This is a genomic window from Microbispora sp. CA-135349 (genome assembly GCF_050947365.1).
Lineage (GTDB): Bacteria > Actinomycetota > Actinomycetes > Streptosporangiales > Streptosporangiaceae > Microbispora.
This window is the reverse complement of record NZ_CP192001.1, coordinates 1,952,507-1,974,669: the sequence shown is the minus strand read 5'-3', so window position 1 is coordinate 1,974,669 and position 22,163 is coordinate 1,952,507. Positions and strand designations below refer to the sequence as shown.

Here is a 22,163-nt window from a genome sequence, read left to right as displayed (position 1 = left end):
CTGACCGGCTCCACGGGCTCCCAGGTCGGCAGGCTTCGCCGTGCCGGCGGACCATCTCCACACTTCGAAAGCATCGACAAAGCGCTGCTAGACGATCTCGAGGTTGGCCATCATGCCCATGTCCTCGTGTTCGGCGTTATGGCAGTGGAAGAGGTAACGGCCGCGATAGCCCTCGAATCGGGTGATGATCTCCACGGCTTCGCCGGGCCGTAGCGAGACGGTGTCCTTGAGCCCCACGTCGTGAGCCAGCGGCGGCCTGCCGCTGCGGGAAAGTATCCGGAAGCCGGCCAGGTGCAGGTGAACGGGATGGTGGACGTCGGCGATGAGCCGCCAGACCTCGACATCGCCAAGCCGGGTGGTGACGTCAGTGCGGGCGGGGTCGAATGGCAGGCCGCCGATCAGCCAGCCGCGGCCCGCGTGCGTCTGCCCGGTGCGGAAGGCGACGTCGCGCATCCTGACGGCGTCCGAGCGCCGCCAGGCCGGCAGGTCGGCGGACAGGGTGCGTGGGATGCGGCTGTCGTCGGCGACCTTGCGCGCGACCCTGAAGGCCATCACGTCCCGGGTTCGGCCGGCGCCGAGCCTGTTGACAAGTCTGACGAGACTGCCCGCCGGGAGACCGGAGAAGTCGACGACCACGTCGTAGCGTTCGGCGGGCGCTATCGGCAGCAGTCTGTGGACGACCGGGGCGGTGAGGAGTCCCTGATCGGCGCCGATCTGGACGAGGTCGAGGCGGCGCCCATCATCGGTGACCGCTTCGAGTTCGTAGTGGCGGGCGTTGGAGGCGTTGAGGATGCGCAGCCGATAGCGGGCCGCGTCGGCCTCGTGCATGGGCCACGGAGCACCGTTCACCAGGATGACGTCGCCGAGGACCCCGGCGAGATACGGCTCACGGACGCCGGGCCGTACACGCAGGGTGGGGTCGAGGGCGGGGTAGGCGAGACTGCCGTCGGCGGCGAACGCCCGATCGGCGATCACGAGGGGCAGCTCGCGCGGCCCGGCGGGCAGGCCGAGGGCGTCCTCGGCATCGTCGCGCACGATGTGCAGCCCGGCCAGGCCCCGCCAGATTGCAGGGGCGGTGAAGTCCATCCGGTGGTCGTGATACCACAGCAGCGCCGGCCGCTGGTCCAGCGGGAAGATGTAGTCCCGCGTCAGCTCTGTCACCACGGCCCTCGGGTCGTGCATGCCATGAGCGGAGCCGTGTCCCACGTGCGTGGAGTGCTCACGCCAGCCCTCGGGGAGGAGCAGGTCGGTCGGGTACCCGTCGGAGGCCGCCGGAGTCCGGCCGCCGTGCAGGTGCACGACCGTCGGGACGGGCAGCTCGTTGCGGTGCGACACGGTGACCGGCCGGCCGCGGCGCGACTCGACCGTCGGCCCGGGAAAGGTCCCGTCGTACGTCCACAACGGAGTCTTAACTCCCGGCAGGATCTCCGCGCTCGCTTCACGTTGGGTGATCTCATAGCGGTCGGCGCCGCCCGAGGTGCCGACCGGCTTCAGCACGGCGGGAATCGGCAGCGGCACCTGGAACGGCGGCGGGAGCGGTACGGCGCTACGCAGCTGGGCACCGGTGAAGGACGGCCGGCGGGCCAGCGCGGCCGCGCCCGTCAGCCCGGCGGCCGTCATCAGTCCGAGCGCACCGCCGATGCCGAGCGCCCGCCGCCTGGTCACGCCACGGTTGTCAGTCATCGTCGGCCCCCTTGCGGAGGAGAGGCCGCCGCCATACGTCAATGAACTGCACCACGACGGCGACGACGGTCGTCACCCCCAGCGGAAGATGCAGCCACAACGTGCCGTCCAGCCCGGCGAAGTACTGCACAGTCTCCGCAGCCACCACTGCCGTCGTGATCAGGAACGGCCGGGCCCGGCGAAGCCGGACCCAGACCGCGATCGCGACCATCATCTGCAGGTAACCGATGGAGGTGACGGTGTTGGCGCCGGCCGTGTGCAAGCTCAAACCTGCGTAGTCACCGCTCAGATACACTCCCGCGAACACCGGCTGACCGGCGATCGCCAGCGCGTGCGCGCTGACGACGGCCCGCAGCATCCATCCCGTGGGTGCCGTCCGTGGCGGGGCCACGGTGAACATGGAGATTCCTCCTCACTGCGCTTTCGCTTCATGAGCGCCTGGCAGTGAACGCTATAGCTAGAGAGCTATTCTTTCTAAGATCAATATTGCTATAGCGTTATGTCCGGGGAGTCATCATGGACCTGCACGCGCTGAAGCAGTTCCTGGCGGTGGCGCGGCTGGAACACCTCAGCCGGGCCGCCGACGAGCTGCGCGTCGCCCAGCCGTCGCTGAGCCGCACCATCGCCCGGCTGGAGGGCGAGCTGGGCACCCCGCTGTTCGACCGCAGCGGCCGGCTCCGGCTCAACGACGCGGGCAGGCTCTTCCGCGACCACGTCGAACGCGCCCTGGGTGAGCTCGAGGCGGGGCGACGCGCCGTCGCCGAGGCCGCCAGCGAGGGCCTGGGCACCGTGAGACTCGCGTCGGAGACCTTCCTCACCCTCATCGGCCCGCTGGCGGCCTACAAACGAGCTCATCCCTCCGTCGAGGTCGAGCTCCACTGGTCCCTGGCGGAGGACATGGCCCGCCGTCTGCGGGCCCAGGACGTCGACCTGTGCGTCGCCTCACAGCCGATCCACGCCGAAGGCCTGGAGTCGATGCGGCTGTTCGAGGAACCTGTGAGGGTGTGCGTCCCACTCGACCATCCGCTGGCGGGCCGTGGCTCCGTGAGCGTCGACGACCTCGCCGGGCAGCCCTTCGTCACCGCCCGCAAGGGGCACTGGCTACGCCGGCTGCTCGACCGGCTCTTCGCGGCACGAGGCCTCACGCCGAAGATCGTCTGTGAGAGCGACGAACACAGCGCCATCGCCGGGCTGATCAGCGCGGGACTCGGCATCGGTCTGGTCCCCGCCTTCGCTTGGCGTGGCACGTCGGATGCCCCCGTCGCCTGGATCACCGTCGACAGCCCCGACTGCCATCGCGTGGTCACCTTGTACTGGGGGGCCGGCAGCCACCTGCCGGCCGCCGCCCGGCTGATGCGCACCACGATCGCCAGCTGGGACTGGATCAGCGGTGATCCCCAAGACGACCGCCGATGACGGCACGACATGTCGCCCGTTGGACGCCACCAGCTCGGCCGGGGTCATCGCGTCGAGCGCGACGAACTCGATCTGGTGGCGAGGACAAAAGGACAGCTCGGATGAGCCGGCCAGGGAGCGTGACGCACTGATCCAGGGTTGAGGTGCGCCACAGGGTGGGCCGGTGGTCTCTTTGCGCCACCTGAGTACCGACCGGGCCGAGCCACGTCGTGAGGGCGGTCCGGAGAGCGTCCAGGTCCGGCCGCTCGCCGGCGCGGGTGACCCAGGCGACAGGTCCGTCGGGACGGATCAGTACGGCGTCCGAACCGCACGTTGTCCGGTGCGCCCGGGCGGGCATCAGACGGCCCAGCCGCCGTCGACGTTGATCGTCGCGCCGGTGACGTAGCGCCCGCCGTGGCCCGCCAGGTGGGCGATGGTCTCGGCGATGTCGCCGGGCTCGGCGTAGCGGCCGAGGACCGTCAACTCCCGGACCGCGTCCGCCATGGGGCTGTCCGCCGGGTTCGAGGCGGTGTCGGTCGGACCGGGGTTGACGAGGTTGACCGTGATGCCGCGCGACCCGAGGTCGCGGGCGAGCCCCTTGGTCATCCCGGTCATGGCCGTCTTGCTCATGGCATACAGGGCGAAGCCCGGGAAGACGGCCCGTTCGGCCATGTTGCTGCCGATGGTGATGATCCGGCCGCCTTCGGTCATGTGCGCCGCCGCCGCCCGCGCGGCGAGGAACGGCCCGCGCACGTTGGCGGCGAGCGTACGGTCGACGTCCTCAGGCCGCAGGTCCTCGATCGGCGCCACGTGGAAGACGGCCGCGTTGTTCACCAGCACGTCGAGGCGGCCGAACTCCGCGGCGGCCTGGTCCACGGCTCCGGTGACCGCCGCCGCGTCGCCGTTGTCGGCCCGGATGACCAGCGCCCGCCGGCCCATCCCCTTCACCTTCTCCGCCACGGCGGCAGCGCTGTCCTCGTCGCGCTCGTAGGTCAGCGCCACGTCCGCGCCGCGCTCGGCCAGCTTCAGGACGACGGCCGCGCCGATGCCCCTGCCACCCCCGGTGACCAGGGCCGCCTTGCCGTTCATGTCGTTGATCTCGTTCATGGTGTCGAGCATGCCGGGAACGGCACCGGCGGGTCCGGCGGCGATCGGACCTGGCGTTCGCCGGGCTGAGGGGTCAGGCGCCGCGCGCCCGGAAGGCGGCGGTCTTCACCCGATTCTGGCAGGCCGTGGAGCAGAATCGGCGGGTGCCGTTGCGGGAGGTGTCCACGTACACACGGTCGCAGTGCGGCGCGGTGCACACGCCGAGCCGGTCGTGCAACTCGCTGCCGAGCACCACGGCGAGGCCGGTCGCGCAACTGGCCGCGTAGTTGCCCGCCAGGGTGCCACCCGCGCCGTGGAAGTGCAGATGCCAGGGCTCCCCGTCGTGCCGGTCGAGGTGCGGGCGCGCGTCCGTCTCCGCCAGCAGTCCGTTCACGGTGAGCGCCGCCTCGTCCACGTCGCCGCGCGTCACCGCCTCGAACACGGCGCGCAGTCGTCCCGCGACCTCCGCGAGCGCGCCCGCCTCGGTGTCGGCGACCCGCGGGGCCCGTTTGTCGCCGGTCGCGAGGACGTCGGCGACCGCGGCGGCCCGCGCCTCCCCCGTGGGCGGCTCGTACGGCCTGCCCCGCGCCTCACCCTCGGTGAGCGTGTTGACCAGGCCGACGGCGACCGACACGACGGCATCGGTGTGACTGTTGAAGTTCACTTGACCAGTTACGTCCTTGCGTTCTACGTTGTAACTGCCGAAAGCATACAAGCCAGTCACAAGGAGACGGCATGCTCACGTTCGACGTCGCCACTCGGTGGATCGACCGCTGGGACCGCCAGCAGGAGGGCTACCTCCCCGACCGGGAGGAGCGCTTCACCGCGTTGATCGACGCGGTCGAGGCGGGCGCGGGCCGCCCGGACCCCCTCGTGATCGACCTCGGCTGCGGCCCCGGCTCGCTCTCGGCCCGCCTGCTGAGCCGTCTTCCCCGCGCCACGGTCGTCGCGGTCGACGCCGACCCCCTGCTGCTGTCGCTCGGCCGGGCGGCGTACGGCGGCCGCGACGGCCTGCGCTTCGCCGACCTGGACCTGCGCGAGCCGGGATGGAGCGGGGCGCTCGGCCTCGACCGCCCGGCGGACGCGGCGGTGAGCACGACCGCCCTGCACTGGCTGGCCGAGCCCGATCTGCGAGCCGTGTACGCCGAGCTGGCGACCGTGCTGCGGCCGGGCGGGCTGTTCCTCAACGGCGACCACTTCAGCTCCGAGGACACCACACCGGTGCTGGGCCGGCTGGAGCGGGCGATCCATGAAAGCGAGGAGCGGCGACGTTTCGCCGCCGGCCGTCCCGAGGACTGGCGCCAATGGTGGGACGCCATCGCCGCCGACCCCGAGCTCGCCGGCGTCGCGGCGCCCCGGCCTGCCACCGCGGCGCACGACGGCTCGGAGTCGCTCCACCTGTCCACCCACGTCGAGGCCCTCCGCGCGGCAGGCTTCGCCGAGATCGGCACGCTGTGGCAGCGCGGCGACAACCGGCTGCTCTGCGCAGTACGTCCGTAATCTCCCGACCGCTTTGTCGGGCGGCCTGCCGGGGTTTGCCCATCGAGTCGCCGGGGAGACGGAGGCCATGACACCGGTCGTGCTCACCGTCAACGCCGGCTCCAGCAGCCTGCAACTGCATCTGGTGCGGGACTGCCGCGTGCTGCGGACCGAGCACAGCGAGCACAGCCCGGACCCCGCCGCCGCGGAGCGTACGCTGTCGGACTTCCTGTCCGGGGCGGACGTCGAGGTGACCGCCTTTCACGCCGGACTGCCCGCCGCCGCCACCTACGCCCTGCCCGCCGAGTGGCGGCGCCGGTGGGGTTCGATTCAGGCCGAGGGTGAAGCGGAGTCGCCCGCGTAGCGGGGCAGGAAAAGCCGATTCGCGGCCAAGACGAACCGGCGCCTGGTAGCGTGCTCGCGTCAGGTACCGCCGGACGGGGCGGCCGTGTCCGATGTGGACCGGGATCGCGTCGTCAGCCCGCCGGACGCCCGTCTGCCGGTCCTCGTCGTACGGCCCCGCGAGGAGCTCCAGGTCGCCCGGGAGACCCTCGCCGCGCTCGGCCGTCCCGCCGGTGAAAGCGAGCGGCCGTAGAATCCGCAGACATGCGCGTCTTCACCGTGGACTCCTTCACCGACCGGCCGTTCCGGGGCAACCCCGCCGCGGTCTGCCTTCTCGACGACACCGTGCCGGACGAGTGGATGCAGGCCGTGGCCGCCGAGATGCGCCACTCGGAGACGGCCTTCGTGCTGCGGCAGGACGAGGGACCGCGCTCGCTGCGCTGGTTCACTCCCGCGGTCGAGGTCGCGCTGTGCGGGCACGCCACCCTGGCCGCCGCGCACGTCCTCTACTCCGTGGGCGAGTCCGGGCGGCTGGAGTTCGCCACGAAGAGCGGCGTGCTCGCCACCGAGCAGTCGGACGACGGCCTGATCACGATGGACTTCCCGGCGAACCCGCCCGCGTCGTGCCCACCGCCAGACGGCCTCGCCGAGGCCCTCGGCGTCACACCGCTGTGGGTCGGGCGAAGCCGGTTCGACGTCCTGGTCGAGGTCGGATCGGCCGACGAGGTGCGGGCCGCCGACCCCGACATGGCGCGGCTGGCCGAGGTCGAGGCCCGGGGCGTCATCGTGACGGCGTCCGGCGAGGGCACCTCCGCCGACTACGTCTCCCGGTTCTTCGGCCCCCGTGTGGGCGTGCCGGAGGACCCGGTCACCGGATCGGCCCACTGCGTGCTCGCGCCGTACTGGTCGGGCAGGCTCGGCCGGGACGTGCTCGTCGGGGAGCAGGTGTCGCGGCGCGGCGGGACCGTGCGCACGACCCTGCGCGGCGACCGGGTCGAGCTCGCCGGGCACGCCGTGACCATCTGGTCCGGCGAGCTGGAGGTCTGACCTCCCTTCCGGTCATGCTCTGACCGTACGCAGGGCCCCGGCCCATGAGACGACCTGGTCGAGCATGAGCCGCACCGCATCCTCGTGCCGGGCGTCGGGCCGGAAGTCGGAGAAGTTCTCGAAGTCGTCGTGGATGGAGAGCGTGACCTGAGGCGCCACGCCCGCCACGCTGACCGTGCCGAGAATCTGGCGCAGGTGTTCGATGGCGCGGGAGCCGCCGTTCACGCCGTAGCCGACGAACCCGGCGGCCTTGTTCGTCCACTCCGCGTACAGGAAGTCGATCGCGGTCTTGAGTGCGCCGGAGGTCGAGCGGTTGTACTCGGGGGTCACGAAGACGAACGCGTCGAGCGCCGCGACCGCCTGCGACCACCTCCTGGTGTGGGCGTGCTCGTACTGCCCGGCCGCGGCGGGCACCGGCTCGTCCAGGTGCGGCAGTGCGTAGTCCTCCAGGTCGATCAGTTCGTAGTCGGCGTCGCCGCGCTTGACCGCCAGATCGTGGACCCAGCGCGCGACCGCCGCCCCGTTGCGACCGGGACGGGTGCTGCCGATGATGACGCCTACTTTGATCATTGTGAGCGGTCTCTTTCCTTGAAGGGGGTTCGGCGCCGGGGCCCGCGGCATCTGACGTGGACAACTCTAGGAAGCAGCCGCGAGAAGACCAATGCGCGTGGATCTGGCATTTATACGCGAGAGTCTCGCAGCTTAGACTCTCCGCATGGATGTCCTGAGCGACGTCATCGCCATAATGCGTACGGGCCGGCCCCGCTCCGCGCTGATTTCCTGGCGCGCTCCCTGGGGGCAGCGCTTCCCGGCGGAGCCCGGCTCCTCGACCTTCCAGGTGGTTCTGCGCGGGTCGTGCTGGTTCCTCCCGTCCGAGGGTGAGCCCGTCGCGCTGAGCATGGGGGACGTGGTGTTCCTCCCGCAGGGCGGCGGGTACGGCCTGGCCGACAGCCCTGCGACTCCCCTGACCGAACCGGTCTGCGACCCGTACCGGGACGCCGGTGTGATCAGCACCGCCCTCGGTGGCACCGGAGCCGAGACGGTCACGCTGTGCTGCGGGTATCGGCTCGACCAGGCCAGGTCCCACCCCAGCCTGCGGTCACTGCCTGCCGTGATCCATCTGCCCGCCCGGCTCGGCCGTCATCCCGAGCTGCGCGCCACGGTGGACCTGCTCGCCCGGGAGATCGAAACGCCACGCCTGGGCGCGGACACCGTGGTCTCGTCCCTGCTCGACGCCCTCCAGCTCTACATCCTGCGGGCCTGGTTCGAGGCCGAGGGAGAGCAATGCGCCGACTCGGGCTGGGCCGCCGCCCTCGCCGACCCGGCCGTCAGCGCCGCCCTCGACGCCATGCACCGCGACCCCGCCCACCCCTGGACCGTCCAGTCGCTCGGGGAGCGGGCCGGCCTGTCCCGGGCCGCCTTCTCCCGCCGCTTCACCGACCTGATCGGCAAACCGCCCCTGGCCTATCTCACCTGGTGGCGGCTGTCCACCGCGGCCCGCCTGCTGCAGGAGACGGACGCTTCGGTGGCGGAGGTGGCCAGGCGCGTCGGGTACGGCTCGGAGTTCGCGTTCGGGAACGCGTTCAAACGCGAGCACGGGATCTCCCCCGGCAGATACCGCCGGTTGGTCTGCGCCCCCGCCTCCTGACCCGCCCGGTCTCAGGCGGCCCGTACGGCGAGAGCGGACTCGATCCGCCGGACGGCGGTGATCGCCCCGAACGCCAGCAGCCGCACGAGGTCGGCGTCGGACCGGCTGCCCCCGGCCTCCCGCCAGGCGGCGACGTCGGCGTCGGTCACCCGGTACGGCGCGAGGGCGGCCAGCAGGGCGAGCCGGGCCGCCGGGCGGCGCATGGGCGCGACGTCCGCCAGCGGATCGGACGTCCGGCCGGACAGCGGAGGATGCCCGCCGTCCCACGCCGCCACCGCCTCGATGACCGCCTCCCTGGCCGTGCCGTCCAGCAGAACGGCCCCTTCCTCCGCTCCGGCGTGCAGCGCGGCGAACGCGGTCCCGGCCGGGGCGCCCACCGCCCAGGCGGGGGCCGGGCCCGACGGCAGCCCCCGCAGCAGGGGCAGCGCCTCCCCCTGCGGCAGGCTGCGGCGCACCGTCCTGGCGAGGGCCCTGCCGCCCAGGCCGCGGATGAGCCGGGACCGCTGCAGGCCGGCGGGCAGGAGGTCGTCGGTCAGCAGCGACGACACCATCCGGTTGATGAAGTGGAAGGCGAGGGCCGTGCCGATGTACTCGGGCGCGTGAACGGGCGGGCACGGCGGCGCCTGCCCGGCCGTGGCCGTGCCGGTGGCCCAGACGAGCAGCCGGGCGTGCTCCGGATCGGCCGGTGCCTCCCCGCGTGCGACGGTCTCGGCCAGCCGGTGCTCGCCGGTCGCGTGCAGGAGCACGGTGTGCGCGTCGACGCAGAACGGGCACCTGTTGGCGAGGGAGACCCCCACGGCGACGACCTCCTTGGTCACCCTCGGAGCCTGTCCGGCGAGCAGCGACTCACGCAGCACCGCCCATGTGGGAGCGAGCACCTCGGGAGCCGGGGACAGCGCCGCGAACAGGGGCATGCGGGCCATGCCGAAATCACGGGCGATCTGACCGTAGACCCCGGCGATCAGCCCGGTCGCCGCCTCCACGGGCACCGGGGTCACGTAGCGGTACGGCGTCGGCATCTCGGTCTCCCCATCGGTCGTGCTTTTCGTTCTGATCGTGCCGAGCGCCGCCGCTCCCGTCGTCGTACGGCGGAAGGCGTTCCGAGCCGCTCCCCGGCATGCGGGAGACGGCCGCCGTACTCCGGTGGGAGTAGCGCCGGATCGATCCGCCGGGAGGAGGCGGCGCGAAGCAGGCGCGGGCTACCCTTCAGACATGGACGGCGATCACGGACGTCAGGCGTCCCACAGCCCAGCGGCGTCCCCGGGCGCATCGGTGATCGCGGATTCACCGGCGTGCCCGCAGGAGCGCGCTTCCGTGACCACACCGGCCCTCACGGACACCGGGGCGAGCGTGTGGCGCCGCCGCATCGCCGGCACGTATGTCGCGGACGTCGCGATCGCGATCGTCGTGGCGGCGCTGCTCGTGGGCGGCACCCTGCTGCCCGGCTCGCCGGGCGGCCTCGCCGACGTGGGGGCGGTCGACTACGTGCTGCTGCTGGCCGGGTCCGCCGCCCTGGCCGCACGGCGCACGGCGACGGTGACGGCGCTCGTCGTCTCCGCGGCCTGCATGCTGGCCTACGCCCTGCGGGTGCACTTCGAGACGACGACCGCCTTCCCCGTCCTGATCACGGTCTACTCGGCGGCCGTTTCCGGCCGGCGTGTGTGGGCGGCACTGGTCAGCGCGGCCTACCTCGGCGGCGTCTTCCTGGTGGAGCTGTCGGATCTCGGCACCCGGACCCCGCGCGAGGTGGTGGACGGCGTCAACCTGCTGCTCGGGTGGTTCGTCGCCGCCAACGTCGCGGGGGTCGTCTCCCGGCAGCGCCGGGCGTACCTGCGCCAGGCCGAGCAGCGCGCCATCCAGGCCGAGCGCACCCGTGAGGAGGCCGCGCTGCGCCGGGCCGGCGAGGAGCGGCTGCGCATCGCCAGAGAGCTGCACGACTCGCTCACCCACAGCATCTCGATCATCAAGGTGCAGGCCGGCGTGGCCGTCCATCTGGCGCGCAAGCGGGGCGATGACGTGCCGGCCGCGCTGCTGGCGATCCAGAACGCGAGCGCGGACGCCATGCGGGAGCTGCGCGCGACGCTGGAGGTGCTGCGCGAGCCCGGCCCTGACGACGCGCCCGGCACGGCCAGGGCCGACCGGATCGGCGAGCTGGTCGAGCGGGCGCGGTCGGCGGGGGTGCCGGCCACGCTGGCGGTCACCGGCACACCCCGCGCCCTGCCGCCCGAGGTCGACCTGGCCGCCTACCGGATCGTGCAGGAGGCACTCACCAACGTGGCGCGGCACGCGGGCCCCGCCTCGGCGTCCGTACACGTCGGCTACCTGCCCGGCACCCTCGTCGTCCACGTCGAGGACGACGGCCGGGGCCTGTCCGGCGCCGCATCGCCGAACGGAGCGGGCGCGACCACCGAGGCGAGCGCCGAGGTCCGCCCGGACGCGATTCGCGTCGGGGTGGGGCTGACCGGAATGCGGGAGCGGGTGTCCGCGCTCGGCGGCCGGCTGCGGACCGGACCCGGGCCGGACGGCGGTTTCGTCGTCCACGCCGAGCTGCCCCTCGCGGCCGCGCCGCCCGCCGCCGACGGAGCCTCCGCGAACGGAGCCTCCGCCGACGGGGTCCCCACCGACGGAATCTCCGCCGACGGGGGCTCCACCGGCGAGCGTGGCAACGGCACCGGAGCCCGTATCGGGACCGAACAATCTGCGACCGTCCCGCGGGCGGGCGTCACCGCCCTCACGGCGGAGGAGGGAACGACTTGATCAGGGTGCTGCTCGTGGACGACCAGGCCCTCATCCGGGCCGGGTTCCGGGCCCTGCTCGACTCCGAGGAGGGCGTCGAGGTGGTCGGCGAGGCGGGCGACGGCAAGCAGGGCCTGGCGCTGGCCGAGCGCCACGTTCCGGACGTCGCCCTCGTGGACATCCAGATGCCGGTGATGGACGGCATCGAGACGACCCGCCGGATCGCCGCCAATCCCCGCCTGGCCGCCACCCGCGTGGTGATGCTGACCAATTACGGGCTCGACCGATACGTGTTCGACGCGCTGCGGGCGGGCGCGAGCGGCTTCCTGCTCAAGGACACCGACCCCGTGGAGCTCATCCAGGCGATCAGGGTCGCGGCGCGTGGCGACGCCCTGCTGTCCCCGGCGGTCACCCGGACGCTCATCAGCGAATACGTCTCCCGGCCGCCGGATGCCGTGCCGACGGCCGCGCTCGAGGCGCTCACGAACCGGGAACGGGAGGTCGTCGCCCTGGTCGCGCGCGGCCTCACCAACGAGGAGATCGCCGCGCACATGGTGATCAGCCCGTTCACCGCCAAGACCCACGTGAGCAGGGCGATGACGAAACTCGGCGCGCGTGACCGCGCCCAGCTCGTCGTCTTCGCCTACGAGTCCGGCCTGGTGGTTCCCCGGAGCTCCGTCAAGCCCCGCTGAACCGTCATCGGCCGGGCCGTCGTCGGCGGGGGACGTGTCAGGCTTGGCGCTCGCGCAGGCGGGCGGCCGCTTCGACGACATTGGCGAGCGCGGCCTCGACCTGCTCGTAGGAGCGGGTCTTCAGCCCGCAGTCGGGGTTGACCCACAGCCGCTCGGCCGGCACCGTCCGCAGCGCCCCCGTGAGCAGGTGTTCGACCTCGTCGACACCGGGCACGCGCGGCGAGTGGATGTCGTACACGCCCGGCCCGAGCCCCCGGGGGAAGGCGCCGACCGCGCCGAGCAACCGTCCCCGCGAGCGCGCCGACTCGATGCTGGTGACGTCGGCGTCGAGTGCGTCGATCGCGGCGAGGATCTGGTCGGCGTCCGAGTAGCACAGGTGCGTGTGGATCTGCGTGTGCTCGCTCGCGCCCGAGGTGGCCCAGCGGTAGGCCGCGACGGCCCACTCCAGATACGCGGCCTGCTCGGCACGCCGCAGCGGCATCAGCTCGCGCAGCGCGGGCTCGTCGACCTGGATGACGCGGATGCCCGCCTCCTCCAGATCGCCCACCTCCTCGCGGACGGCGTCGGCGACCTGATGGACCACCTCGCGAAGCGGCAGGTCGTCGCGGACGAACGACCACGCCACGATGGTCACCGGGCCGGTGAGCATGCCCTTGACCGGCTTGCTCGTCAGCGACTGCGCGTACCGCGCCCAGCGGACGGTGACGGGCTCGGGCCGCCGCACGTCGCCGTGCAGGATGGGCGGGCGGGTGCAGCGCGAGCCGTACGACTGGACCCAGCCGTGCCGGGTGACGGCGAAGCCGTCGAGGTGCTCGGCGAAATACTGCACCATGTCGTTGCGCTCGGGCTCGCCGTGCACGAGGACGTCCAGCCCGAGCCGCTCCTGCAGCGCGATCACCCGCTCGATCTCCGCTCGGACCATGCTCTCGTACGCCACCTCGCCGATCTCCCCGGTCGCCAGCGCGGCCCGGGCCCGGCGCAGCTCCCCCGTCTGCGGGAACGAGCCGATCGTGGTGACCGGGAGAAGCGGCAGCTTCAGATGCTCGGCCTGCGCCGCCGCGCGCACGGCGTAGGGAGCGCGGCCCTCCACCGCCCGGGACGTGTGCGAACGGTCGTGCGCGGCGGAGTGCCCGGGGCCGGATGCGGCGCAGCTCTGCGCCGGGTGACCGCCGGGCGCGTCGTGCCGTGGCTGGAGACGATCGGGTGCGTCGTTTCGCGGCGGCCGACCGTCGGGTGTGGCGGCGAGCAGGTGCGCCAGCTCGACCACCTCGGCGACCTTCTGCTCGGCGAACGCCAGCCGCCGTCGCAGCACGGGATCGAGGCCGGTCTCCCGCTCCACGTCGTACGGCACGTGGAGGAGCGAGCACGACGTGCTCACCGCGACCCGCCCCGCGCGCTCCCGTACGGCGAGCAGCGTGGCCAGCGCGCGCTCCCGGTCGGTGCGCCACACGTCGCGGCCCGACACCACGCCGGCGACGACGGTCTTGCCCGCCAGGGCGTCCACCCCGTGAGCCGTGCCCCGGACGAGGTCCAGGGCGACGGCCTCGACCGGCGTTCCGGCCAGCACGGGCAGCGCCTCGCCGAGATCCCCGAAGAAGGAGGCGACCAGCAGCGCGGGCCGGTTCTCCAGCCGCCCCAGCCGGCCGTATGCCGTCTCGACCGCGGCCAGCTCGGCGGGGGTGCGGTCGGCGACCAGGGCGGGCTCGTCGAGCTGCACCCAGCCGACGCCCTCGGCGGCGAGTTCGGCCAGCAGGCGGGCGTACACCTCGACCACGTCGTCCAGCCGGTCGAGCGGGACGAAACCCTCAGGACTACCCGCGCTGCCCGGACTGTTCGGGGCGGCCTGCGCCAGCAGCAGGAACGTCACCGGCCCGACCAGCACCGGCCGGGTCTCCAGCCCCAGCGCGCGGGCCTCACGCACCTCGGCCAGCGGCTTGGCGGCGTCGAGGGAGAAGACCGTGTCCGGGCCGATCTCCGGGACGATGTAGTGGTAGTTGGTGTCGAACCACTTGGTCATGCGCAGGGGCGCGACTCCCTCGGCGCCGCGGGCCATCGCGAAGTAGGTCGCCAGGTCGTCGTCGCGCCGGTAGCGCTCGGGCACCGCGCCCAGCAGCACCGCCGTGTCGAGCACCTGGTCGTAGTAGGAGAAGGTGTTCGACGGCAGCCCCTCCAGACCGAGCGCGGTCAGCCGCCGCCAGGTGTCCTCCCGCAGCCGCCGCGCGGTGGCCTCCAGCTCCTCGCGGCCCGTGCGGCCCTCCCAGTACGACTCCAGCGCCCGCTTCAACTCCCGATCCGGCCCGATCCTCGGATACCCCGGCACGGTCGACGCGGGAAAAGACGACGTCATCACGACTCCTCGTTCGTCAGACAGGACGCCCCGCATCCTCCCCGCGCCGACCTCACCCCCGCCCGATCTATTGGTCGTGCTTATGAATCACCTCGATGTCGTCCTGATTAGCCGCAGGCATCGATAAGCCGCGAACACCGCCGAGGGGCCGGGAGAAATCCGGGTTCAGCGGTTCGGCTGCGACAACCAGTTGTGGCCTGCGGCGAACTTTCCCGGCCGGGCGGCACTCCAACACGGCATGAACAATGGTCACAGAGGAATCCGCGAGCACAGGGTGGCTCGGGTGGCACGCCCGGCCGTCGCGGCGGCGCTCGCCGCGGGGATCGCATTGACCGGCGCCACGGCGGCGAGCGCGGCCGCGGCGCCCGCCGACACCGCCATCGGTGCGAGCGGCAAGCTCGGTCCGTACGGCTACGGTGGGGTACGGCTCGGGATGACCCTCAAGCAGGCCGAGGCGACCCGCAAGATCGTGAAAAAGCTCGACGAGGGTCAATGCTCGGGGTGGGATCTCAAGGCGCACCCGACCGGTCGCGACAGCGTGGGCCTCCACATCTCCAAGAAAGTGGGCGTCGCCCTCATCCAGGCGCCCAAGGGCGTCAAGACGCCCGAGGGCATCCAGGTCGGCTCCACCATGAAGCAGGTCAAGAAGGCCTACCCCCGGCTCGACACGACGGGCAACTACCCCGTCGCCGTCGTTCCCGGTAACCCGAAGGCCCTGTACTACTTCCTGTCGAAGCGAGGCAAGGTCTACGAGTTGGCTCTGGCCCTGAAGAACCAGGACTGCACCAACTAGGCCCGGCCGATCCCGGTGGCTCGCCGGGGTGGTGGTCGAGCAGAACCGGCCGAGGCCGACCTCGTCGACCCGGCCGTCGTCGGCGACCTGTTCGACCGGGCCGAGGCGGCCCTCGGCCCGGTCGAGATCCTGGTCAACAACGCCAGCGGCTGGTGTCCGCCGCGGCCGAACTCGGCCGCTACTGGATCACGGCGAACATGGTCCGCCCGCCCGCCACCGACACCGGGTGGATCACTCCGGTGGTCGAGGAAGCCGTCCGCGCGGCGAGCCCGCTGGGGCACGTCGGCACGCCGGAGGAGATCGCCGAGGTGATCGTCTTCCTGGCCTCGCACCAGGCGCGTCACATCACCGGGCAGATCATCGCCATGTCGTAGACAGTGCCGAGCACGCACCCGCTCATGACGCGGGCCTGCCGGCGCGCGCCGCCGCAGCGGTCACCGAGGCCCGGCGGCCGGGGTGACGACGTCGCGCGGCACCGCCGCGGTGTCGGCGACGCCGGTCAGGCTCATGTCGAGCCGCAGTTCGTCGAGGAGCAGCCGCAGGACGTCGCCGACGCCCTTTTCGCCGCCGGTCGCGAGGCCCCACAGATAGGGGCGCCCGATGAGGACGGCTCCGGCGCCGAGCGCGAGGGCCGTGAGGATGTCGCCGCCGCCGCGGACGCCGCCGTCGACGTAGACCTCGATGTCGTCGCCCACCTCGTCGGCTATCTCCGGGAGGGCGTGGAGGGTGGGGCGCTCGCGGTCGAGCTGACGGCCGCCGTGGTTGGAGACGACGACGGCCGGGATGCCGAGATCGGCGGCACGGCGGGCGTCCTCGGCCCGGCCGATGCCCTTGAGCACGACGGGAAGCCTCGTGGACTCGGCCAGGCGGCGTACGTCGTCCCAGGTGGTGGCGGGATTGAAGTTGCGTTCGAAGAACGCGGTGAGCGTTCGCCCGGAAGGGGGTCCGGCCTGCCGCACGGCTCGGCGGCAGGCGGCCTCGAGCTCGACGGGCCGCACGTCCGGCGGGGGCCGGAAGGCGTTGCGCTCGTCCCGGAGCCGGCGGCCGGGACAGGGGGTGTCGACCGTCAGCACCAGGACGCGGGCGCCCGCCTCCTCCGCCGCCCGCACCAGCTCCGAGGTGACGCCGCGATCGCGGTGCGGATAGAGCTGGAACCAAACGTCGCCGCCGGCGCGGGCCAGGTCGGCGAGGGGGACCGACGACAGGGTGGAGACCACGAACGGCAGGCCGGCCCCGCGGGCGGCCCGCGCCGTGGCGAGTTCGCCGTCCGGGTGGGCGAGCCGTTGCAGCGCGGTCGGGGCGAGCAGGAGCGGGGCGCTCGCGGCCCGGCCGAGCAGGGTGGTCTCGGTGCGCGGGCAGGAGACATCGACCAGCACCGACCGGACGAACCGCCACGCGTCGAAGGCGGCCTCGTTGTCGCGGGCGGTGCGCTCCCGTCCGGCGGCTCCGTCGTAGTAGTCGAACACCTCCGGCGGCAGGGCACGGGCGGCCCGCGCACGGAACTCGGCGACCGTGCGGGGCGGGTGAGCCTGCGGCAGGGCGCGGGCGCGGCATCCCGCGACCCTGGGCGGCGGGTCAGCCTGTGGCATCGCGCTCCTTCCGGTCCTCCAGGCCCGGCACCGTACGGACGGTGATGACGATCGCGGCGATCCACAGAAGGGCCGACAGCGCGCCGGTCCATCGCAGGCCGGCGGTGAACGTCTCGCCCCCGGCGGGGTCCCCGACCATCGCGCCGAGGACGGCGACGCCGAGGGCGCCGGCCGCCTGCCTGGCGGTGTTGTTGACGCCGGAGGACAGGCCGGGGCGAGACGGTGGACCCGCGCGCAGCGCCGCCGCGACCACGGACGGGGTCAGCAGGCCCATGCCCAGGCCGACGCCGAGGAGCGGAGGAATGAGCACCGCGTAGGGGGCGTCGGTGGTGACCAGCAGCAGGCAGGCGGCGCCCGCGGTGCCGAGCAGCAGCCCGCCCAGCATGGGGAGCCTGGGCCCGTAGCGGGCGGCGATCCGCCCGGTGAAGGGCGCGCATAGCGCGAGCGGGGCGAACAGCGGCAGCAGCATGGCGCCCGCGGACAGGGCGTCGTGATGGCGGACACCCTGGAGATACAGGGTGACGACGAAGACGAGGCCGATCCCGACGAAGTTCATCAGGGCCGCGACGACGTTGGCGCCGACGAAACCGGAGCCGCCGAGCAGGGACGGTGGGAAAAGGGGCTCGGGGGCCCGGCGCTCCCACCAGACCAGGGCGACCACGCCCAGCACGGCGACCACGGCGGCTGCCACCGTCTGGGCGGAGACGCCCGAGTGGCCGTACGCGATGGCGCAGTAGGTGAGGGCGAGCAGGGCGACGGCGGCGGCGAGCACCCCGGGGACGTCCAGCCGCCGGGCGGGGGCGGGCTCGTCCCTGCGGACGCGGCGGAGGGTGAGCACGATGGCGGCCACGACGACGGGCAGGTTGACGAGGAAGACCGAGCGCCATCCTGCGGCGGTGACGAGCACGCCGCCGAGCACCGGGCCCGCGGGCAGCGCAAGGGCGGAGACCCCGGCCCAGATGCCGAGGGCCCTGGCCTGCTCCGCGCGTTCGGGGAAGGTCTGGTTGACCACGGCGAGGGTGCTGGGCAGCAGCAGCGCGGCGGCGAAGCCCTGCAGCGCGCGGGCCGCGACCAGCGTGCCGATGCCGGGGGCGAGGCCGCACAGCAGAGATGCCGCGCCGAAGAGCGCGAGCCCGGCGACGGCCACGGTGCGGTGCCCGAGCCGGTCCCCCACGACTCCGGCGGCGAGCAGGCAGGCGGCGAGGACGACGGTGTAGGAGTCGACGACCCACTGCATGCCCGGCAGGCCGGTGTGCAGGCCCGCGCCGATGTGCGGCAGAGCGACGTTGACGACGGTCACGTCGAGTTGCACGAGGAACATGCCGGCGCACATCACGGCGAGGATCGTCCCGCGCCCCTGGGGCGCCGTGCCCTGGCTGGGGGTGATAGGAGTTCTCGTCGATGACATACCTCATCGTTACCCGGGGTGAGTTCGGCCGGCGCCGAAGTGTGGCCGGAACGGGGTTTCCGGCGCCCCTGTGACGCCGGCTTTCGGCGGATCAGCTCCCGCGTACGGCGTCGAGGGTGTCGTCGTCCACGGGCAGGGCGCCGGCGAGGCCGTGCACGCCGGCGTCGGTCAGCACGAGGACCCGTTCGCGGGGTCTCCTGCGGCGGATCCAGCCACGGTCGAACATCCGGGCGGTCAACTCCGCCCCGAGCGCGCCGGCGAGGTGATGGCGGCGGGCGGTCCAGTCGACGCAGCCGCGGACGAGTGGGCGGCGGTCCTGTGCCAGAGGTGCGCAGCGGACGCCGAGGGGCGGGTCGGCGTCCCATGCCTCCACGTCCACGTGCAGCGACCCGTCGTCGTCGTGCAGCAGCCCCCGTTTGCGCAGGGCGTCGGTGACGGCGACGCCGAGGCGGCCGGCGAGGTGGTCGTAGCAGAGGCGGGCTCGGGCGAGCTCCTCCTGGCGGCGTACGGAGCGCAGGGAGTTGGGCGTGCGCTTGGGGGCGAGGACGGCGAGGGTCTCCAGGGCGGGGCCGACCAGAGGATTGGCGATGCGGTAGTAGGTGTGCCTGCCGCAGCGCTCGGTGGCCAGGAGGCCGTTGTCGACCAGGCGGGCCAGGTGCTCGCTCGCCGTGGATTTGTTCACGCCCGCGATCCTGGCCAGCTCGCTGGCGGGAAGGCGCAGGTCGTCCATGAGCGCGGTGATCATCGTGGCCCGGGAGGACTCCCCGAGAAGTGCCGCGACACGAGCGATGTCGGGGCCGTCGACGACGGTTCGGTCCATGCCGAACACACTGCTCGCTAGGTTTGCCATTAAACGCGACAAAAGACGCGCATTCCTTCGGGATTGCGGGTCAGAACGAGATCGACCCGACAGGAAGACACAACTCCTACTCGACAGCGAGGTGAGCAATCATCATGTCGGTAAACGTGACTCGGTATCGCGGAGAATACGACGACAAACTTTACTGGGAAAGGGTCGACCGCAACCTCGGCTGGCTCGGTAACACGCCCGAGGAGCAGCGGGCCAGGCAGGAGAGGCTCAGAGACGCGGTCATCGGCATCGTCGGAACCGGCGGCATCGGCGGCGCGGTCGCCACGCGGCTGGTGCGTATGGGCGCACGCAATCTCAAGCTGGCCGATCCCGACGAGTTCGACATCAGCAACATCCAGCGGCAGCTCGGCGCGTCCCTGGAGAACGTGGGGCGCAACAAGGCGGAGGTCGTCGCCGAAATGGCGTTCGACCTCACCAAGGACGTGAACATCGACGTCTATCCGCAGGGAATCACCCCGGAAACCGCCGAATCCTTCATGGACGGCTGCGACTACGTCATGGACCAGATGGAGTTCTACCAGGTGAGAAACCGGTACGCACTCCATCGCGCGTTCCGGGCGAGTGACCGCTGCCGGTTCATGTTCAAGATTCCGACGGTCTCCCACAAGGTGTACGTGTTCACGTACACAAAGGATTCCATGCCGATCGAGCAGGTCTACGACCTGCCGGAGGACACTCCGATCACCGACGAGGTCTCCCGGCGGCTGATGGAGCGGATCATCCCGGAGATGCCGCCGTTCCCGGACAAGGCGATGCTCGACTCGTGGTTCGTCGAGATGCAGCGCATGCCGATCTTCGGCGCCTGCCCGCCGCTGGCGGAGGGCATCCTGGTGGAGCGGCTGGCCCAGGAGATCATGGACATCCCCGGCCGCACACCTCTGCCGCCCCAGCCCGGGTACGCGGTCTTCGACTCGCTCACCTGGAAGGCCGAGATCGTCGAGCGCGCGTGGTGGGCCCGATGACGCGGCCGACGAGAATCGTCCTGCTCTCGGAGGCCAACTCGAAGTTCGGCGCTCCCTTCCTCACGGACCTGCTGACCCGTCCGGACGTCGAGGTGGCCGGCCTGCTGACCCGGCCGCCGGGCACGCTGTGCAGCTACTACCTCGGCGAACCCGATCCGGTGGACCTCGCCGAGCAGGCGGCGCGGGCGGGGGTGCCGGTGCTGCGCCCGCGGAGCGTCAACGACGCGGAGACGGTCGCCGCGCTGCGGGACCTGTCCCCCGACTACCTGCTGATCGCGAACTTCCAGCAGATCCTGCGTGAGCCGGTGCTGGCCGTGCCACGGCACGCGGTGGTCAACTTCCACCCCAGCCCGCTGCCCAGGTACGCCGGTCTGTCGCCGTTCTTCTGGATGGCCCGCAACGGCGAACGCGACTCCGGGGTGACCGCGTTGATCACCACGCCCGGCATCGACGACGGCCCGGTGCTCGCGCAGCGGCCCGTACGCCTGACGGGCACGCAGACCTCCGGGCAGATCCGGGACATCCTGTTCGCGGAGTCGCGGCGACTGCTCCACGAGGTGGTCCCCCGCCTGGTCGCCGCGGACCTGTCGGCCACCCCGCAGGACCTGCGCTCGCGCAGTTACTTCTCCAAGCCCCGCCCGGAGGACACGGCGATCGACTGGACGCGGCCGGCCGAAGAGGTCATGCGGGTCGTCCGCGCCTGCAGTCCACAGCCGGGGGCCCTGATCTCGGGAGAATCAGGGGCCCGGGCGCACGAGGCGCGGGTGCTGCCGCACGACGAGCAGCCGGGCCCCCTGGCCGACCCCGGCACCGTACGGTCCGACGTGCGGCACGGGCTGATGGTGGCCTGCGCGGACGCGTGGATCCAGTTGCTGTCCCTGAGCTGGCATCCCCAGCCCTCCGAGCGCGTCGCCGACGGGCACGCCGCGCCGTCCGCGCGGGTGTGGTCCGGCCGGCTGGCCCAGGCGGTGGCCTCCGGCGGCAGGTGAGGCGATCCCCCGTCCGGTGGCCGGGACGGGCCCGGCCACCGGAGAAGGCCTGCGCCCGCGTCGTGCGAGGGCCGGCCGCCGCGACGGTGGCCGGGCGGCGCGGGCGTCAGGGACGGGCGCGGAGAGCCTCGAGCAGCCAGGCGAAATCGTCCGCGTGGGACGGCTTGGGCTCCCGGCCGTTGATGACGGCCATGAGATGGCGGTAGCGCTCGGCCTCGGCGAACAGGCCGGCCTCCAGGCGCTCCCTGACGGCCGCCCGGCCCGCGGCGTCCATGTCGCCGAGCAGGCGGGTGACGACCTCGGCGGCCTCGGGCGAGTCCGGGCGCACGCCGTCCTCCCGCGCCCGGCCCACCTGCCAGACGACCTTCTTGGCGAACCAGGCGAAGGCCCCCGGCTCCTGACCCGCCCGGCCGCGCTCCTGGCCCGCCCGGCCGCGGCTGTTGTGCTCCACCATGTCGCGCATGCGCCGCCGGAAGCCCGGGTCGCGTACGAGCCCGGCGAGCTCCACCCAGGCGTCCACCTGCTCGGGCGTGGGGTCGTCGGGCAGGCCGGCCTCGGTGTGCCGCATCCGGTTCCCGAGCTCCGGGTCGGCGTCCAGGCCGCCGAACACCTCGTCGACGAAGTCCTCGATGATGCGCCGCCGCTCCTCGGCGGACAACCGTGCCAGATCGTGCAACCGTTTCATCTCCTCCGTGCCGGACCGCCGCCTCGCGACGGTGCTGAGCACCGCGCGCCGCAGCCGCAGGGTGCGGATCTGCGCGTCCAGTGCGTCCACGTGGACGGCGGCGACCTCGGCCAGGGTGGCCCTCCGCTCAAGCACCCGGCGTACGTCGTCGAGGCCGAGGCCGAGTTCCCGCAGCGTCTTGATGAGCTCGAGCCTGGCCACGGCGCCCGCGTCGTAGAGGCGGTAGCCTCCCTCGCTCCGCCCGGCCGGCGGCAACGCGCCGACATCCGACCAGTAGCGGATCGTGCGCACCGGCATCGCGGTGCGGCGGGAGAGCCACCCGATGGTGAACAGCCCCTCGTCGTCCATGGCCCCGAGTCTGGACCGTCCAGCGGCTGGAGACTCAAGCCCCGGAATCGGCCTATCGTATGT

General features: G+C 72.5%; 24 protein-coding genes. 12 read left to right on the top strand and 12 right to left on the bottom strand.

All coding sequences use genetic code 11. The features are described from left to right. Positions 1 to 87: 87 nt before the first annotated feature. Positions 88 to 1,683: a multicopper oxidase family protein gene (locus tag ACQPZZ_RS09510; RefSeq protein ID WP_432930832.1), complete on the bottom strand. Its 1,596-nt coding sequence runs from the start codon at positions 1,681 to 1,683 to the stop codon at positions 88 to 90. Next, on the bottom strand, positions 1,676 to 2,083 hold the full coding sequence (locus ACQPZZ_RS09505) for a hypothetical protein (protein ID WP_432930830.1): 408 nt from the start codon (positions 2,081 to 2,083) through the stop codon (positions 1,676 to 1,678). The genes ACQPZZ_RS09510 and ACQPZZ_RS09505 overlap by 8 nt, the downstream gene beginning before the upstream one ends. Before the next feature lie 116 nt (positions 2,084 to 2,199). Between ACQPZZ_RS09505 and ACQPZZ_RS09500 the strand changes: the two genes are divergently transcribed. Next, complete coding sequence (locus ACQPZZ_RS09500) at positions 2,200 to 3,099, top strand: LysR family transcriptional regulator (RefSeq protein WP_432930828.1); 900 nt, start codon at positions 2,200 to 2,202, stop codon at positions 3,097 to 3,099. Here ACQPZZ_RS09500 and ACQPZZ_RS09495 read toward each other — a convergent pair. The 3 genes from ACQPZZ_RS09495 to ACQPZZ_RS09485 all read right to left on the bottom strand — a co-directional run bounded on the left by ACQPZZ_RS09495 (position 3,068) and on the right by ACQPZZ_RS09485 (position 4,828). Beyond that, entirely contained in the window at positions 3,068 to 3,436 is a 369-nt protein-coding gene (locus ACQPZZ_RS09495; RefSeq protein WP_432930826.1) for a hypothetical protein, read from the bottom strand. The genes ACQPZZ_RS09500 and ACQPZZ_RS09495 overlap by 32 nt on opposite strands. Beyond that, entirely contained in the window at positions 3,436 to 4,197 is a 762-nt protein-coding gene (locus ACQPZZ_RS09490; RefSeq protein WP_432930824.1) for an SDR family NAD(P)-dependent oxidoreductase, read from the bottom strand. Before ACQPZZ_RS09490 ends, ACQPZZ_RS09495 begins: the two co-directional genes overlap by 1 nt. A gap of 61 nt (positions 4,198 to 4,258) precedes the next feature. Continuing rightward, the gene (locus tag ACQPZZ_RS09485; RefSeq protein WP_432930822.1) at positions 4,259 to 4,828 is read right to left on the bottom strand and encodes a CGNR zinc finger domain-containing protein; all 570 of its coding nucleotides are present in this window, start codon (positions 4,826 to 4,828) and stop codon (positions 4,259 to 4,261) included. A gap of 71 nt (positions 4,829 to 4,899) precedes the next feature. Between ACQPZZ_RS09485 and ACQPZZ_RS09480 the strand changes: the two genes are divergently transcribed. The 4 genes from ACQPZZ_RS09480 to ACQPZZ_RS09465 all read left to right on the top strand — a co-directional run bounded on the left by ACQPZZ_RS09480 (position 4,900) and on the right by ACQPZZ_RS09465 (position 7,032). Continuing rightward, positions 4,900 to 5,664 carry a class I SAM-dependent methyltransferase gene (locus ACQPZZ_RS09480; RefSeq protein ID WP_432930820.1) on the top strand — a complete coding sequence of 255 codons (765 nt, stop codon included), beginning with the start codon at positions 4,900 to 4,902 and terminating at the stop codon, positions 5,662 to 5,664. 67 nt (positions 5,665 to 5,731) lie between these two features. Further along, positions 5,732 to 6,007 (top strand): hypothetical protein, encoded by a 276-nt coding sequence (locus tag ACQPZZ_RS09475; RefSeq protein ID WP_432930818.1) that lies wholly within the window; start codon positions 5,732 to 5,734, stop codon positions 6,005 to 6,007. Between the two features lie 84 nt (positions 6,008 to 6,091). Further along, the gene (locus tag ACQPZZ_RS09470; protein ID WP_432930816.1) at positions 6,092 to 6,238 is read left to right on the top strand and encodes a hypothetical protein; all 147 of its coding nucleotides are present in this window, start codon (positions 6,092 to 6,094) and stop codon (positions 6,236 to 6,238) included. Positions 6,239 to 6,249: 11 nt separating this feature from the next. Then, complete coding sequence (locus ACQPZZ_RS09465; protein ID WP_432930814.1) at positions 6,250 to 7,032, top strand: PhzF family phenazine biosynthesis protein; 783 nt, start codon at positions 6,250 to 6,252, stop codon at positions 7,030 to 7,032. A 12-nt stretch (positions 7,033 to 7,044) separates the two neighbouring features. Here ACQPZZ_RS09465 and ACQPZZ_RS09460 read toward each other — a convergent pair whose 3' ends face one another. Next, the gene (locus ACQPZZ_RS09460) at positions 7,045 to 7,602 is read right to left on the bottom strand and encodes an NADPH-dependent FMN reductase (RefSeq protein WP_432930812.1); all 558 of its coding nucleotides are present in this window, start codon (positions 7,600 to 7,602) and stop codon (positions 7,045 to 7,047) included. 145 nt (positions 7,603 to 7,747) lie between these two features. Here ACQPZZ_RS09460 and ACQPZZ_RS09455 point away from each other — a divergent pair, with 145 nt between their 5' ends. Next, positions 7,748 to 8,680 carry an AraC family transcriptional regulator gene (locus tag ACQPZZ_RS09455; protein ID WP_432930810.1) on the top strand — a complete coding sequence of 311 codons (933 nt, stop codon included), beginning with the start codon at positions 7,748 to 7,750 and terminating at the stop codon, positions 8,678 to 8,680. A gap of 11 nt (positions 8,681 to 8,691) precedes the next feature. On the opposite strand, the gene ACQPZZ_RS09450 is transcribed toward ACQPZZ_RS09455, so the two are convergent. Further along, the gene (locus ACQPZZ_RS09450; RefSeq protein WP_432930808.1) at positions 8,692 to 9,699 is read right to left on the bottom strand and encodes a carboxymuconolactone decarboxylase family protein; all 1,008 of its coding nucleotides are present in this window, start codon (positions 9,697 to 9,699) and stop codon (positions 8,692 to 8,694) included. Between the two features lie 295 nt (positions 9,700 to 9,994). On the opposite strand from ACQPZZ_RS09450, the gene ACQPZZ_RS09445 reads away from it, so the two are divergent. Together ACQPZZ_RS09445 and ACQPZZ_RS09440 are read left to right on the top strand one after the other, a co-directional pair. Next, complete coding sequence (locus tag ACQPZZ_RS09445) at positions 9,995 to 11,437, top strand: sensor histidine kinase (RefSeq protein WP_432930806.1); 1,443 nt, start codon at positions 9,995 to 9,997, stop codon at positions 11,435 to 11,437. Continuing rightward, positions 11,434 to 12,108 carry a response regulator gene (locus ACQPZZ_RS09440; protein ID WP_432930804.1) on the top strand — a complete coding sequence of 225 codons (675 nt, stop codon included), beginning with the start codon at positions 11,434 to 11,436 and terminating at the stop codon, positions 12,106 to 12,108. Before ACQPZZ_RS09445 ends, ACQPZZ_RS09440 begins: the two co-directional genes overlap by 4 nt. 37 nt (positions 12,109 to 12,145) lie before the next feature. Here the strand turns inward: ACQPZZ_RS09440 and metE are convergent, their stop codons facing one another. Next, positions 12,146 to 14,455 carry a 5-methyltetrahydropteroyltriglutamate--homocysteine S-methyltransferase gene (metE, locus tag ACQPZZ_RS09435; RefSeq protein ID WP_432930802.1) on the bottom strand — a complete coding sequence of 770 codons (2,310 nt, stop codon included), beginning with the start codon at positions 14,453 to 14,455 and terminating at the stop codon, positions 12,146 to 12,148. Between the two features lie 283 nt (positions 14,456 to 14,738). On the opposite strand from metE, the gene ACQPZZ_RS09430 reads away from it, so the two are divergent. Both ACQPZZ_RS09430 and ACQPZZ_RS09425 read left to right on the top strand, forming a co-directional pair. Then, positions 14,739 to 15,248, top strand: coding sequence for a hypothetical protein (locus ACQPZZ_RS09430; protein WP_432930800.1), 510 nt, complete (start codon positions 14,739 to 14,741; stop codon positions 15,246 to 15,248). 152 nt (positions 15,249 to 15,400) lie between these two features. Continuing rightward, entirely contained in the window at positions 15,401 to 15,622 is a 222-nt protein-coding gene (locus ACQPZZ_RS09425) for an SDR family oxidoreductase (protein WP_432930798.1), read from the top strand. Between the two features lie 60 nt (positions 15,623 to 15,682). Here ACQPZZ_RS09425 and ACQPZZ_RS09420 read toward each other — a convergent pair whose 3' ends face one another. The 3 genes from ACQPZZ_RS09420 to ACQPZZ_RS09410 all read right to left on the bottom strand — a co-directional run bounded on the left by ACQPZZ_RS09420 (position 15,683) and on the right by ACQPZZ_RS09410 (position 19,065). Then, a complete protein-coding gene (locus ACQPZZ_RS09420) occupies positions 15,683 to 16,837 on the bottom strand; it encodes an alpha-hydroxy acid oxidase (protein WP_432930796.1) in 1,155 nt (384 codons plus the stop codon). Further along, positions 16,824 to 18,245 carry an MFS transporter gene (locus ACQPZZ_RS09415; protein ID WP_432930794.1) on the bottom strand — a complete coding sequence of 474 codons (1,422 nt, stop codon included), beginning with the start codon at positions 18,243 to 18,245 and terminating at the stop codon, positions 16,824 to 16,826. Before ACQPZZ_RS09415 ends, ACQPZZ_RS09420 begins: the two co-directional genes overlap by 14 nt. A gap of 91 nt (positions 18,246 to 18,336) precedes the next feature. Beyond that, entirely contained in the window at positions 18,337 to 19,065 is a 729-nt protein-coding gene (locus tag ACQPZZ_RS09410) for an ArsR/SmtB family transcription factor (RefSeq protein ID WP_432930791.1), read from the bottom strand. A gap of 134 nt (positions 19,066 to 19,199) precedes the next feature. Between ACQPZZ_RS09410 and ACQPZZ_RS09405 the strand changes: the two genes are divergently transcribed. Next, complete coding sequence (locus ACQPZZ_RS09405; protein WP_363647098.1) at positions 19,200 to 20,078, top strand: ThiF family adenylyltransferase; 879 nt, start codon at positions 19,200 to 19,202, stop codon at positions 20,076 to 20,078. After that, the gene (locus ACQPZZ_RS09400; protein WP_363647097.1) at positions 20,075 to 21,067 is read left to right on the top strand and encodes a methionyl-tRNA formyltransferase; all 993 of its coding nucleotides are present in this window, start codon (positions 20,075 to 20,077) and stop codon (positions 21,065 to 21,067) included. Before ACQPZZ_RS09405 ends, ACQPZZ_RS09400 begins: the two co-directional genes overlap by 4 nt. Positions 21,068 to 21,173: 106 nt before the next feature. Here the strand turns inward: ACQPZZ_RS09400 and ACQPZZ_RS09395 are convergent, their stop codons facing one another. After that, positions 21,174 to 22,100, bottom strand: coding sequence for a MerR family transcriptional regulator (locus ACQPZZ_RS09395; RefSeq protein ID WP_432930788.1), 927 nt, complete (start codon positions 22,098 to 22,100; stop codon positions 21,174 to 21,176). Positions 22,101 to 22,163: the final 63 nt, after the last annotated feature.